A 9,718-nucleotide genomic window follows, 5' to 3' on the forward strand; every position below is an offset into this window, starting at 1 on the left:
CGAACGCGACCGTTTCCCCTATGCAGCCTGTTCCCAGAACGCGGTCAGTCGCTCCACCGTCCCGCCCCTTGCCTCGAACTGCTCAACCGTCTCGCCCTGGGCCGATGGATTGACCTTGGCGGGGGTTGGCGTATTGGCTGCCTGCATCCCGACACGGGCGGCGCGGGTGCTTGGCCCGCCCTTTCCCCTGCGCCGGGCATTCCGGATCCGCTTCCGCTCCGTGCGCTCATCCTCCGACAGCCCGGGCCTGGTCATGCCCTTCCCGCTGACCTGGTAGCCGGTGCCGAACGGACCCGTCACCATGATCAGGTAGCCCGCGTTGGCAAGATCCCGAACAGAGTTGTAGGTCGCCTTGCGCTCGCGGCCTGGGCTTGCATCGATCCACCCGTAAAGCTCGTGCAGGTGGAACGGCGCCGGGCACTGACGTTTGTCCAGCAGCGCCCGGATGAAGGGAGCGTTGATCTTTCGGGCGTTCTCTGTGGTCATGCTGCCTGCCTGATTTCGTTGATGTAGGTCTGTTGAGCGATCAGCTCGTCATCGGTGCCGTACGTTTCGTGGAAGGTCCGCGAGCCGTCCATCAGGCTCGGGCCCCACTTCTCGCGCATCTGGGCGAAGGTGTTGTTGCCGAAGGGGTGTCGACGGTGGTGCCAGACGCACAGGCAGAAGCCGAACCAGTGCCCGCGTCGAATGTTTCCGGACTTGGTGTGCTGGTAGTCCCCTCCTACGAACACCTGCTCAATGTCCAGTAGCCCTTGGACCACCAGCGACAGGCATGCCATGCACGGGCCCACCTTGGACGCCTCGATGCGGGCGCCCTCGGCGGCGGTCTGCGGGGGTGCCTTAGACCACATCAGGCCCGCGCCAGTTCGTGGTCGCGAGGGACCGTGAACCCTGCAGCGCGCGCATGCCCACCACCGCCGTACAGCTTGGCCACCTCGCTGACGTCCACGCCCCGGTCGGTCGAGCGCAGGCTGAACACCCGGCCGCCGTCCTTGTCGTAGTAGCAGGCGGCGAACGGCTGGCCCTTCGCCATCAGGTGGCCGGCGTCGCTGGCCAAGGTGTATGGCAGGCTCGCCACCGGCACGTCGTAGTGGCCGATCACCATCTGGCGCCTGGCTACCTTCACCAGCTCCGCCACGTCCTTGTGGTGCTTGCGTTCTATCGCCACGCCTTGGGCGCGCAGCGTCTCCGTCGGCGTCTCCATCAGCAGATCCCACACGTCGAACTCGTAGGGATAGCTGAAGACCGCCGCCTGGATCTCGCGGGTGCCCGGCAGCGCGAAGCGCCAAAGGTCGCGGTCTTCCACATGGTCGATCAGAGCCGGCCGGGCCTGGCCAGGGTGGAAGAAGTCCCACGCGATGCCGGCCCCACTGCGGTTCATGTCGAACAGCGCGTAGATCACTGCATGCGGGATGTTGGAGTACGCCCTATCCTTCGCAGAGAAGTCCTGCACTCGGCGCCAGTCCCAGCTGATGCTGGGGTGCTGATCGATCCGGGCCACCCACCCAGCTCTACCCTTCAGGGCCTCTTCCGAGGTCTTGTGGTGGTCGAGAACCAGAATCGACCGGGCGGCCTGCTGCAGGTCGAGCATCACCTGCTGGGAGTAGCAGAAGTCCACCAGCACCAGATCGCGGCCGTCAGCTGGCGGTGGTGGGGCGCCATGCACAGCGGCGTGGAACTCGCAGTCCATCGCCTGACGGACGGCCCATGCCGCGGTGAACCCGTCGGCGCAGTTTGCGTGGTAAATCACAAGCGGTTTCATCGAGCAGTTGCTCCTTTGGATTTGCGGGTGCGGCGGCGGGCCGCGCGTTGGGCGTTGCGGGCGATGGCTTCAAGCCGTTCCGCCTCCGCGATGTAGTGGTCGTGCCGGTCCTTCCTCACCGAGGCACTGAACTGGTACTGCTTCAGCGCTTCGTCGGCCGACTCGCGGTAGAGCCTTGCCAGCTTCTCCCCGGCCAGGCGCGGGTCGTGGTCGAATATGTCCAGCTGGTTGTTGTCCGAGCGCATCAGGCGGCCAGCCCTTCCCCATCGAACCCCAGGGCCGCCGCAGCGCGCGCCATGGCTGCGCGTGCGGCATCGCGGTCACGCACCGGGTTCACGACCGGATGCACCGGCGGCAGGGCCAAGGCGGGCTCGGGGACCGGCTTGCCGTCGACCACATGCCGCACGGCGCGCTCGTAGGCGTCCTGCAGCATCCGGCTCTGCTGGTAGCCGTCCTCGGCGCTGGCGTAGTGGTGCAGGTCCAGGAACGACCGCACCAGCACGGTAAAGCCGCACTGGGCACGGCCCGGCCGCACTTCCTGCTGCACCTGAGCGAGCGCCGGCACGTCAAAGCACATGGCCCGGAAGCGCGGCGGGTTCGGCGGCCATTCCAGGGCGTCCCGCATGCAGGCCGACAGGCCGGCGGCCAGCTTCTTCGGGCTCAGGCCGCTGATGCACTGCAGCCAGACTTCTCCAGCCGTCGTCAGCGCCCCGGATTGCGCAACCGGCGCTGGGCCATTCGCTCGGGCCCACTTCGCTGGGAACATGGCCGCCATGCGCTCCCACAGGGTCCACAGCGCAGACATTGCCCGCGCGTCGGACTCACCGGACGACGGTGAATTCGCCGTCAACAATTCCTGCGCTGCCAGCGTGGCCACCGCCTCCCTGCTCTCGCTCGTACTGCTGGCGGAGCTGGGTGACGTGGTCGGCAGAACCTGGGTGAACGATTGCATGGTTGGCTCCAGCGTTGCGGTGGTTGGTCGGGGTGTCACGGGCAAGCCAGGCGGCTTCAAAGCCCTGCCAGTTGCGGGTGCAGCACTTCGCGAGGCACTGATCGACGGTGAAGCCCATGGCCGCGGCCAGATGCAGCTCGCGGCCGAAGCTCTCCAGCACCGTCGGCGTAACCGGGGCGCGGCGCTGGCGGCGGAGGTGGAGCCAGTCACCAAGGACCTGCGGCGAGGGCGGGCTGGGCCACGTCGAGAAGTCGAGATCCACCGCGACCACAGACGGCGCGCTTGCGCGCTTCTTTGCTTTTGGTGGTTCTACTGGTGGATCTATGGTGGTTAGGGTGACACCCGTGTCACCCGTCGCTGTTCCATTTGTCACCCGTCCCTTACCCGTGGTGTCACCCCTCTCCGTCGGATTTTTCACGGGTGACAATTTGTCATCCGTGGGGTCGACAGACCCACGGAGGATCGCTGCGGCATTCAATTGGTACTGGCGCGTCATCCCGGGCTTCCCGCCCATGGAATTACCCACCACGGACAGCCAGCCGGCTTCGATCAACGTGTGCAGTACTCGCTTGGCGTTGCGCTCACTCATCGATGCGCGGACCGCCACCTTCCCCACCGATGGAAAGAGGCTTGCGCCTTCATCGTTCGCCCAGTCGCACATGGCCAGCAGCACCAGCTTCGGGGATGCAGGCAGGTCAAGCTTCCATGCGGCGGTCATCAGGGAAATGCTCATGGGTCAGACCGCCAGGGTGTAGTTGTCGCCCGGGGCCACCGGCCACCAGGTGCACGCGCTGCGGCCGCTGACCTCGCACGGCTTCTTCGGCCCGCGCCATGCGCGGCCGTCTTCCAGCAGCTCAGGGAGGCGACGGGCGAGCATGTAGCGGTCGTGGCCGGTGGCCTTGGCCAGCTCCATGCTGGTCAGGCCCGGGTGAGCCTTGACGGCGCCGGCGGCGCGGTCCTGCTGTGCGATCTGCAGCCCGCTGGAAACCACGTGCGCGGCGGCCTCGTGGCTGGTGCTGATATCGGTGGCGCGGGCCAGATGGCTCATCGGGTCGCCCTCCCCGCCTTCTTGCTCTTCGCTGCGGCACGCGCCACGTTGCGCTCAAGGCGGTGGGCCATGGTGCGCAGCGCGCGGGCCTCGCTCACCATCAACGTAGCCTCGTCACTGTCGATCTGCCGATCACTGATCGCAGCTACCGCAGTGCCGGTAAGGCTGCCAACCCGGGTGGTGATCTCCAGCAGCTTGAGCTGCAATGCGGCCATCTCGTCGGGCCAGCCGCCTTCCGGCGCCGGCGGCACCAGGTCCACAGCCATGCCGAACTGGCCGGCCAGCGCCTGCATCCACTCCAGGGCGTATTCGCTACCGCCTGCCTTCTCCTGCATCCACTCGGTCAGCAGCTCGGCGATTTCGATGGTCACCGACTCGCCCTCGGTGCCATTGAGCTTCGCCCGCAGCGTCTCCGGGTGCATGGACTTGCCGCGGCGGTCGGTCAGCCATTTGGCGGCCTCGATCACACCGCCCGGCGTCTTGCGCACGGCGTTGTAGAGGCAGTCGAGCCAGTTAATCGAGGAAGTACGGCAGGTCATGGGTCACCTTGGGAAGACGGGTATTTCAAGGTTTCGGGCCGGGCCCGGCTGGCGCACGATCAGCGCCATGGATGAATTCAGTTCAGGGATGAAGGCCAGGGACGGCCAGTTAGGCGGCGTGGACGCCGAGATCGATGCGGTCTGCGTCGGGGTCATCGGGCCGGGTGTCCACTGGCGCAGGCACCTGCCCGCCGAGCAGCTGCAGAACCTGCGGGAGGGCTGGGACGCCCTGCTCTTCCGGCCAGGCCTGGACCTGGGCAACAGGAAGCCTCAGCACCTTGGCCAGGTGTCCGTCATTGCCCAGCCCCAGCTTCTCGCGCAGCGCGCGCTTGGTGATCAAGGCCTGTGTGATCGATGCGGCCGGCGAGCTGGTGCCGTCGGTCGCCGGGCCGAACACCGCCGGACACAGTTCGTGCCGGGAAACGCCGGTGATCCCCTCGATCTTGATCACGTGGCCTGGCGGCACACGTCCGCGCTTGCGCCAGTTGCTTACGGTGTTCTGCCCTACGCCCAGAGAGTTGGCGAGGGAAGTGACCCCGCCGGCGGCTTTCACAGCTTTGTCGAGTGCGTCCATGCTCAGTAGCATCACATACCGTGATCCTGCATGCAACACGTTTTGTGTTGGCGGAACATCACAGACCGTGAAGAATTGCGGCATGGCCTTTTCTGACAACCTCCGCGCCGCCCGTCTCCGAAGCGGGATGACCCAAGAAGCCCTGGCACTTGCCTGCGGCTGGTCGGGCCAAAGCCGCATCGCGAACTACGAATCTTCAGCACCCAGCGCGCGCGAACCTAAGGTGTCCGAGGTTCCGCTCCTGGCCAAGGCGTTGGGCGTATCTGTCGCCTCGCTCTTTGGTGAAGCGCAGGCGTCTCATTCCGCGCGACCCGATCCTGCCATCCTCGCCAGCACGTACCGCTTCCTAGTCGATGCGTTTGCAACGTTGGGCAAGGCCGTCGAATTTGAAACCGAGGCCGACCTGTTCGCAGACGTGTACGAGTGGATTGCGGCGGACGACCGCCCGGCCGATCAACGGAACCTGGTGGATTTTGCGAAGTGGCGCGATAAGCGTGATCAGGAAAGGGGCAAAGGAATAGATGAGCAAAACGGAAGCGCTGCTGCACAAGTTGGTAGAGCGAATCAACGCAGCGCCTAAGGCGCGTCTTCCACTTAAGTCTGTATCGGAGCTGGCAGCGCCCGGCTTTGATTCAGTGGTGCGTGAGAGCCACATCCGGATGATCCGGTCGCTGGCTAGAACGTATAGGCAGTTCGGCGTGCAGCTGCTGGTCGACCAAGCCACGCTGGGTAAAGCCGGCATCGACGACCTGACCGATGACGAATTGATCGCCCTCCACCGCGATCTGGATAGAGCCCGCGAGTGCATCCGGGACGACGTGTCGTTCGAGGAAGCGGGGATCCTCCGCAACTCCTTCGACCAGCCATAAGCAAAAGCTGGGTGATTTCCTGAACGGATTTCGCCCAGTTCATAAATTGCGCCCCACTACATCACATATCGTGTTGACTTAAGGATCACGTTTTGTGATTCTAGCCCCGTCGCCCCAGTAACAGCCCATCCGGGCCGGGGCACGGAGACTTCCATGGCCAGCTTCATCGTCAGCGCGCGCGCCCACCCCGTCGTGGAAGCCCGCACCAGCACCGCCACCATCGTCATCAAAGCCGGTGGCGTCATCGTCAGCCTCTCCCCCGAAGAGGCCACCCAGCTCTGCAAAGACCTCGCCCACGCCGCGATGGCGCTGAGCCGCACCGCCCGCGCGCGCCGCGGCATGGTCCCCGCCGGGGGCATCGAGATCGCCCGCGGCAACGCCGACCAGGTCGAGGTGGCGGCATGAGCCGCCAGTTCCGCGACGATCACCCGGCGCTGGATAGCAGCCTCTCGGCGCTGGAAGGCGCGGCAATGGGCGCCTTTGACGCTGGCTGGGATGCATATCCACCGGGCGCGCTCTGCATCGTTCGCTCGCAACGCGATGGCCATCGCCCTGTCGAACGGGAAGCACTGATCGTTCGCACCACCGTCGACTTGCACATGACCTGCAACGGCAAGCCATGGGCTTCGATCAGTGTGCGAACGAAGAACCTGAAAACCGGCAAGTACCGCGTGTTCTACCCATCTGTCGAAGTCGCTGGCAAGCCTAGCGTTCGCGTCAAAGGCGGTGCCGCATGAGCCAGATCATCGCCTTCCCCGTGCGCGACACCATGTCCCGCTACCGCCTCGAAAGCGTGCGCCGCATGGCCGCCCGCGCCGGCGCCGACGTGCGCAAGGTCGCCCGCGAGTTCGTCGCCGCCGGCTGCAGCAAAGCCGCGCAGAACGACCTGGCCGAGCGCTACCGCCGCCACACCCTCACCAGCCCGGGAGGCGACGTCGCATGAATCTCGCTTCCTTCCTGGCCGGCGTGCTGGCCGGCGGCGGCATCTCCGCCATTGTCACCACGCTATGGCTCGAACTCTGCAACGACGCCCACTTCGCCGAGATGCTGCGGCAGATCCGCAGCCAGGAGCGCGGTGCATGAGCCAGGCCGCCGCCAAAGCCCCGACCGTGGCCGCCATCCTGCGCGCCATGCGCCGAGCTGGCGCCGCCGGCGAGCCAGTGCCGGCGGCGACCGTTGCCGAATGGGCCAGCGGCCAGATGGCGCAGCTGTACGGCCTGCAGAAGCCTGTCCGCTACGAATGCCGACCGCTGCACCACTCGACCGAACCGTGGCTGGAAGCGCAGACCAACGACGTGCTGGAGGCCCGGAAGCGCGGCTTGGAAGTGCGCGCGCTCTACCTGCACCCGCCAGTCGTCAAAGAGCAGCACCGCTGGCCGCCGGACAGCAACGGCGACGGCCACTGCTTGGACTGCGGTGAAACCGAATGGCTCGCGGGACCGGACTGCCGGCCGCACGCCCCGCTCCGTGATCACCGATCAGACATGCCATTCCGCCTGACCTGGCTGATCGAACCGCTCGAAACGCTCCTGTACTTGACCAAGCACCTCAACCCGCTCGCCCGCGCCAAGCGGCGAAGCGAAACCACCTACCTCATCGACCGCATCAAAGACCACGAGAAGGGAAGCCAGCCATGACGACCGAGAAGCCCGCCGCGGCGCTAAGCACTACCGATGGCGCCCGCTGCTACATCGCTCACTTCTTCGCCCGAGAGATGCGCCGACACGATTTCGCGACCTACATCGCGACTGAACTGGCTGCCGACTTCGCATGCGCGCTCGCCCAGCACCTCGCCGGCCGCCAGCCTGTGGCGCAGGTGCCGGTTGGTCAGGTACGCACAAGGGTCGATGGTGGCTTCATCGCCGAGCTGTTCCCAGGCGTGGCGGATCGCGTGGGCAACATGGCGCCGTTGTACGCCGCCCCGCCCGCGCAGGGCATCGACCTGCACCGCCTAGTTCCGCCCGAGTGGATCAGCGAACAGCTAGGTGGGCCGTTCGATGACCTGACGCCCGGGCAAGCCTGGCGTCAGGGGTTCAACCAATGCCGCGCCCGCGCGTTGCTGCTGGTTGAGCAGGCGATGGGCTTCCCGGTCGAGCAGCAGCCCGATGCAGCGTCGGGGGTGGCCAATGCCTGAGATCGAACTTAACCGTGAGAAGTCCATGCGCATCCTCAACAGCACCGATGCATCCCCGGACGCGCGCGTGGTCGCGGCATTCGCTGTGATGTTCTTCGAGGCGACCGAGCACGCCGACGACCTCGATCCGGAAACCTACGCCATCGCGCACAAGTTGCTGCGGATGGGCGCCAGCGAGCTCGACCAAGCAAGGGAGCAGGCCAATGGCTGACATCCAACAGGGTGCCCGCGATCTGCAACGGGTCCGCGCCGCCCATCCAAACAACCCGACCGGCTCCCTGGCCACCGTCAAGCCGAAGCCCGGGCCGATGATCCCGAGCGACCGCCGCCACCTCTACCCCCAGGAATGCACCAATGGCTGATGGCTCCCGCTCCTTCAACTTCCCCCTGCCGCAGCAATCGGCACTGGTGAAGGCCGCGGACTTCTTCTGCGGCGGCGGCGGCGCAACCGAGGGGGCCGAGCAGGCCGGCTGCGAGGTGGTGGCCGCAGCAAATCACTCACCGACCGCCATCGCCATTCACGCCGCCAACCACCCAAAGACAAAGCACTTCTGCCAAGACCTCCAGCAGATGGATTTCTCGTTGCTGCCGCACTTCGACCTGCTTCTCGCCTCGCCCGCATGCCAGGGGCACACCCACGCACGCGGCAAGGAGCGACCGCACCACGACGCTACCAGGTCCACCGCTTGGGCGGTAATTGCCGCTATGGAGCGGTGGCTGCCGGAAGCCGCCGTAATTGAGAACGTGCCAGAGTTCCTGAAATGGAAGCTGTTTCCCGCCTGGTGCGCCGCACTGGTGGCGCTTGGCTATGCGGTCAGCCCCCATCTGCTGGATGCCGCCGACTTCGGCGTACCGCAGCACCGGAAGCGCGTGTTTGTCATCCTGACGAAGAGCAAGCACCCGCTGGAACTCCGGTTGCCGCGCCGCGACCACGTGCCGGCAAGCTCATTCATCGACTTCAACGCTGGCAAATGGTCGCTCATCGAGCAGCCGGGCCGCTCCGCAGCCACCTTGGCCCGCATCAAGGCCGGGCGTGCGGCGTTCGGCGATCAGTTCATTGCCCCCTACTTCGGCAATGGCTCTGGCCTGACCGGTCGTAGCCTTTCGCGCCCGATTGGCACCATCACCACCCGCGACCGATGGGCGGTGATCGACGGGAATCGCATGCGAATGGTCATGGTGGAAGAAGCCAGGGCTGCAATGAGCTTCCGGCCCAACTACAAGCTGCCGAACAACAAGCGCGATGCCATGCACATGCTGGGGAATGCGGTCTGCCCGACCGTGGAGCGCGAAGTCATCCTCGCGCTGAAGGCGGCTGCATGAAGACGGCCACCATCCAGCACAAGCAGACAGCGCGCGTGCTGCTGCACGAAGCCCGCGCCCGGCGCGGCAGTGCCTTCTCCCACGTGCTGCTGCGCTGGGCCGGCAACGCCCGCCGGCGAGCCGCAGAGGCCGCCCAGCTCGCCAACGCTGCCGAGCATTGCTCGGCTCTGCCCACCCAACAGGAGCTGTTCCTATGACCCAGAAGCACATCAGCCACCCCGAAGGGCTGCCGGACTGCGCCGCCGGGCACCCGGCGCGCCATATCTTCGACGAGCGCGGCGCCAGCAGCGGCGGCGGCCACTTCGTTGAATGCCGCTGCAAGGCCACCACCCGCCACGCACAGGCTGACGCTGCCCTGGCCGACTGGCGGCGCATCAACCGCCCTGCCCGCAGCGCGCGAAAGGTGCTGCCCGCGATCGCTGGGCCGGCGGCGGACAACGTGCTGCAGCTGCCCATCCGCTTCGCCCCCCCGCGCCAGGCCACGACGGCCAAAGGAGTGAATCGTGGGAGCGGCTGA

Annotated in this window: 22 protein-coding genes; 13 read left to right on the forward strand and 9 right to left on the reverse strand. The window is 66.3% G+C overall.

Going from position 1 to position 9,718, the window contains the following annotated elements; all coding sequences use genetic code 11:
• Positions 1-18 precede the first annotated feature (18 nt).
• From AC6CHL_RS08385 to AC6CHL_RS08425, 9 genes are all read right to left on the reverse strand, one after another.
• Positions 19-486 (reverse strand): hypothetical protein, encoded by a 468-nt coding sequence (locus AC6CHL_RS08385; protein ID WP_498294137.1) that lies wholly within the window; start codon positions 484-486, stop codon positions 19-21.
• Complete coding sequence (locus tag AC6CHL_RS08390) at positions 483-851, reverse strand: Ref family recombination enhancement nuclease (protein ID WP_498294138.1); 369 nt, start codon at positions 849-851, stop codon at positions 483-485. The genes AC6CHL_RS08385 and AC6CHL_RS08390 overlap by 4 nt, the downstream gene beginning before the upstream one ends.
• Positions 851-1,762, reverse strand: coding sequence for a DHHA1 domain-containing protein (locus AC6CHL_RS08395; RefSeq protein ID WP_498294139.1), 912 nt, complete (start codon positions 1,760-1,762; stop codon positions 851-853). The genes AC6CHL_RS08390 and AC6CHL_RS08395 overlap by 1 nt, the downstream gene beginning before the upstream one ends.
• Complete coding sequence (locus AC6CHL_RS08400) at positions 1,759-2,007, reverse strand: hypothetical protein (protein WP_498294140.1); 249 nt, start codon at positions 2,005-2,007, stop codon at positions 1,759-1,761. Before AC6CHL_RS08400 ends, AC6CHL_RS08395 begins: the two co-directional genes overlap by 4 nt.
• On the reverse strand, positions 2,007-2,567 hold the full coding sequence (locus AC6CHL_RS08405; RefSeq protein ID WP_498294141.1) for a hypothetical protein: 561 nt from the start codon (positions 2,565-2,567) through the stop codon (positions 2,007-2,009). Before AC6CHL_RS08405 ends, AC6CHL_RS08400 begins: the two co-directional genes overlap by 1 nt.
• Positions 2,568-2,583: 16 nt before the next feature.
• Entirely contained in the window at positions 2,584-3,447 is an 864-nt protein-coding gene (locus AC6CHL_RS08410) for a helix-turn-helix domain-containing protein (RefSeq protein WP_498294142.1), read from the reverse strand.
• 3 nt (positions 3,448-3,450) lie between these two features.
• The gene (locus AC6CHL_RS08415) at positions 3,451-3,762 is read right to left on the reverse strand and encodes a winged helix-turn-helix domain-containing protein (protein WP_498294143.1); all 312 of its coding nucleotides are present in this window, start codon (positions 3,760-3,762) and stop codon (positions 3,451-3,453) included.
• Positions 3,759-4,301, reverse strand: a complete 543-nt coding sequence (locus AC6CHL_RS08420) for a hypothetical protein (protein WP_498294144.1) — start codon at positions 4,299-4,301, stop codon at positions 3,759-3,761. Before AC6CHL_RS08420 ends, AC6CHL_RS08415 begins: the two co-directional genes overlap by 4 nt.
• 109 nt (positions 4,302-4,410) lie before the next feature.
• On the reverse strand, positions 4,411-4,875 hold the full coding sequence (locus AC6CHL_RS08425) for a transcriptional regulator (protein WP_498294145.1): 465 nt from the start codon (positions 4,873-4,875) through the stop codon (positions 4,411-4,413).
• 82 nt (positions 4,876-4,957) lie between these two features.
• On the opposite strand from AC6CHL_RS08425, the gene AC6CHL_RS08430 reads away from it, so the two are divergent.
• From AC6CHL_RS08430 to AC6CHL_RS08490, 13 genes are all read left to right on the forward strand, one after another.
• Positions 4,958-5,455, forward strand: a complete 498-nt coding sequence (locus AC6CHL_RS08430; RefSeq protein WP_498294146.1) for a helix-turn-helix domain-containing protein — start codon at positions 4,958-4,960, stop codon at positions 5,453-5,455.
• A 118-nt stretch (positions 5,456-5,573) separates the two neighbouring features.
• Positions 5,574-5,744 carry a hypothetical protein gene (locus AC6CHL_RS08435; RefSeq protein WP_498294147.1) on the forward strand — a complete coding sequence of 57 codons (171 nt, stop codon included), beginning with the start codon at positions 5,574-5,576 and terminating at the stop codon, positions 5,742-5,744.
• Positions 5,745-5,897: 153 nt separating this feature from the next.
• A complete protein-coding gene (locus AC6CHL_RS08440) occupies positions 5,898-6,149 on the forward strand; it encodes a hypothetical protein (protein WP_498294148.1) in 252 nt (83 codons plus the stop codon).
• Positions 6,146-6,481 (forward strand): hypothetical protein, encoded by a 336-nt coding sequence (locus AC6CHL_RS08445; RefSeq protein ID WP_498294149.1) that lies wholly within the window; start codon positions 6,146-6,148, stop codon positions 6,479-6,481. Before AC6CHL_RS08440 ends, AC6CHL_RS08445 begins: the two co-directional genes overlap by 4 nt.
• The gene (locus tag AC6CHL_RS08450; protein ID WP_498294150.1) at positions 6,478-6,687 is read left to right on the forward strand and encodes a hypothetical protein; all 210 of its coding nucleotides are present in this window, start codon (positions 6,478-6,480) and stop codon (positions 6,685-6,687) included. The genes AC6CHL_RS08445 and AC6CHL_RS08450 overlap by 4 nt, the downstream gene beginning before the upstream one ends.
• Complete coding sequence (locus tag AC6CHL_RS08455) at positions 6,684-6,827, forward strand: hypothetical protein (RefSeq protein ID WP_498294151.1); 144 nt, start codon at positions 6,684-6,686, stop codon at positions 6,825-6,827. The genes AC6CHL_RS08450 and AC6CHL_RS08455 overlap by 4 nt, the downstream gene beginning before the upstream one ends.
• Positions 6,824-7,381: a hypothetical protein gene (locus AC6CHL_RS08460; protein WP_498294152.1), complete on the forward strand. Its 558-nt coding sequence runs from the start codon at positions 6,824-6,826 to the stop codon at positions 7,379-7,381. Before AC6CHL_RS08455 ends, AC6CHL_RS08460 begins: the two co-directional genes overlap by 4 nt.
• Positions 7,378-7,878 (forward strand): hypothetical protein, encoded by a 501-nt coding sequence (locus AC6CHL_RS08465; protein WP_498294153.1) that lies wholly within the window; start codon positions 7,378-7,380, stop codon positions 7,876-7,878. The genes AC6CHL_RS08460 and AC6CHL_RS08465 overlap by 4 nt, the downstream gene beginning before the upstream one ends.
• 25 nt (positions 7,879-7,903) lie before the next feature.
• The gene (locus tag AC6CHL_RS08470) at positions 7,904-8,089 is read left to right on the forward strand and encodes a hypothetical protein (protein ID WP_498294154.1); all 186 of its coding nucleotides are present in this window, start codon (positions 7,904-7,906) and stop codon (positions 8,087-8,089) included.
• Positions 8,082-8,240: a hypothetical protein gene (locus tag AC6CHL_RS08475; RefSeq protein ID WP_498294155.1), complete on the forward strand. Its 159-nt coding sequence runs from the start codon at positions 8,082-8,084 to the stop codon at positions 8,238-8,240. Before AC6CHL_RS08470 ends, AC6CHL_RS08475 begins: the two co-directional genes overlap by 8 nt.
• Positions 8,233-9,201: a DNA cytosine methyltransferase gene (locus AC6CHL_RS08480; protein ID WP_498294156.1), complete on the forward strand. Its 969-nt coding sequence runs from the start codon at positions 8,233-8,235 to the stop codon at positions 9,199-9,201. Before AC6CHL_RS08475 ends, AC6CHL_RS08480 begins: the two co-directional genes overlap by 8 nt.
• Entirely contained in the window at positions 9,198-9,398 is a 201-nt protein-coding gene (locus AC6CHL_RS08485) for a hypothetical protein (protein WP_498294157.1), read from the forward strand. The genes AC6CHL_RS08480 and AC6CHL_RS08485 overlap by 4 nt, the downstream gene beginning before the upstream one ends.
• Positions 9,395-9,718, forward strand: coding sequence for a hypothetical protein (locus tag AC6CHL_RS08490; protein WP_498294158.1), 324 nt, complete (start codon positions 9,395-9,397; stop codon positions 9,716-9,718). The genes AC6CHL_RS08485 and AC6CHL_RS08490 overlap by 4 nt, the downstream gene beginning before the upstream one ends.

This window comes from Stenotrophomonas sp. GQ19 (genome assembly GCF_059758695.1).

Coding starts and splice junctions, on each gene's coding strand:
- AC6CHL_RS08385 (WP_498294137.1), bottom strand. CDS start 486: ATGACCACAGAGAACGCCCGAAAGATCAACGCTCCCTTCATCCGGGCG.
- AC6CHL_RS08390 (WP_498294138.1), bottom strand. CDS start 851: ATGTGGTCTAAGGCACCCCCGCAGACCGCCGCCGAGGGCGCCCGCATC.
- AC6CHL_RS08395 (WP_498294139.1), bottom strand. CDS start 1,762: ATGAAACCGCTTGTGATTTACCACGCAAACTGCGCCGACGGGTTCACC.
- AC6CHL_RS08400 (WP_498294140.1), bottom strand. CDS start 2,007: ATGCGCTCGGACAACAACCAGCTGGACATATTCGACCACGACCCGCGC.
- AC6CHL_RS08405 (WP_498294141.1), bottom strand. CDS start 2,567: ATGTCTGCGCTGTGGACCCTGTGGGAGCGCATGGCGGCCATGTTCCCA.
- AC6CHL_RS08410 (WP_498294142.1), bottom strand. CDS start 3,447: ATGAGCATTTCCCTGATGACCGCCGCATGGAAGCTTGACCTGCCTGCA.
- AC6CHL_RS08415 (WP_498294143.1), bottom strand. CDS start 3,762: ATGAGCCATCTGGCCCGCGCCACCGATATCAGCACCAGCCACGAGGCC.
- AC6CHL_RS08420 (WP_498294144.1), bottom strand. CDS start 4,301: ATGACCTGCCGTACTTCCTCGATTAACTGGCTCGACTGCCTCTACAAC.
- AC6CHL_RS08425 (WP_498294145.1), bottom strand. CDS start 4,875: ATGGACGCACTCGACAAAGCTGTGAAAGCCGCCGGCGGGGTCACTTCC.
- AC6CHL_RS08430 (WP_498294146.1), top strand. CDS start 4,958: ATGGCCTTTTCTGACAACCTCCGCGCCGCCCGTCTCCGAAGCGGGATG.
- AC6CHL_RS08440 (WP_498294148.1), top strand. CDS start 5,898: ATGGCCAGCTTCATCGTCAGCGCGCGCGCCCACCCCGTCGTGGAAGCC.
- AC6CHL_RS08445 (WP_498294149.1), top strand. CDS start 6,146: ATGAGCCGCCAGTTCCGCGACGATCACCCGGCGCTGGATAGCAGCCTC.
- AC6CHL_RS08450 (WP_498294150.1), top strand. CDS start 6,478: ATGAGCCAGATCATCGCCTTCCCCGTGCGCGACACCATGTCCCGCTAC.
- AC6CHL_RS08455 (WP_498294151.1), top strand. CDS start 6,684: ATGAATCTCGCTTCCTTCCTGGCCGGCGTGCTGGCCGGCGGCGGCATC.
- AC6CHL_RS08460 (WP_498294152.1), top strand. CDS start 6,824: ATGAGCCAGGCCGCCGCCAAAGCCCCGACCGTGGCCGCCATCCTGCGC.
- AC6CHL_RS08465 (WP_498294153.1), top strand. CDS start 7,378: ATGACGACCGAGAAGCCCGCCGCGGCGCTAAGCACTACCGATGGCGCC.
- AC6CHL_RS08470 (WP_498294154.1), top strand. CDS start 7,904: ATGCGCATCCTCAACAGCACCGATGCATCCCCGGACGCGCGCGTGGTC.
- AC6CHL_RS08475 (WP_498294155.1), top strand. CDS start 8,082: ATGGCTGACATCCAACAGGGTGCCCGCGATCTGCAACGGGTCCGCGCC.
- AC6CHL_RS08480 (WP_498294156.1), top strand. CDS start 8,233: ATGGCTGATGGCTCCCGCTCCTTCAACTTCCCCCTGCCGCAGCAATCG.
- AC6CHL_RS08485 (WP_498294157.1), top strand. CDS start 9,198: ATGAAGACGGCCACCATCCAGCACAAGCAGACAGCGCGCGTGCTGCTG.
- AC6CHL_RS08490 (WP_498294158.1), top strand. CDS start 9,395: ATGACCCAGAAGCACATCAGCCACCCCGAAGGGCTGCCGGACTGCGCC.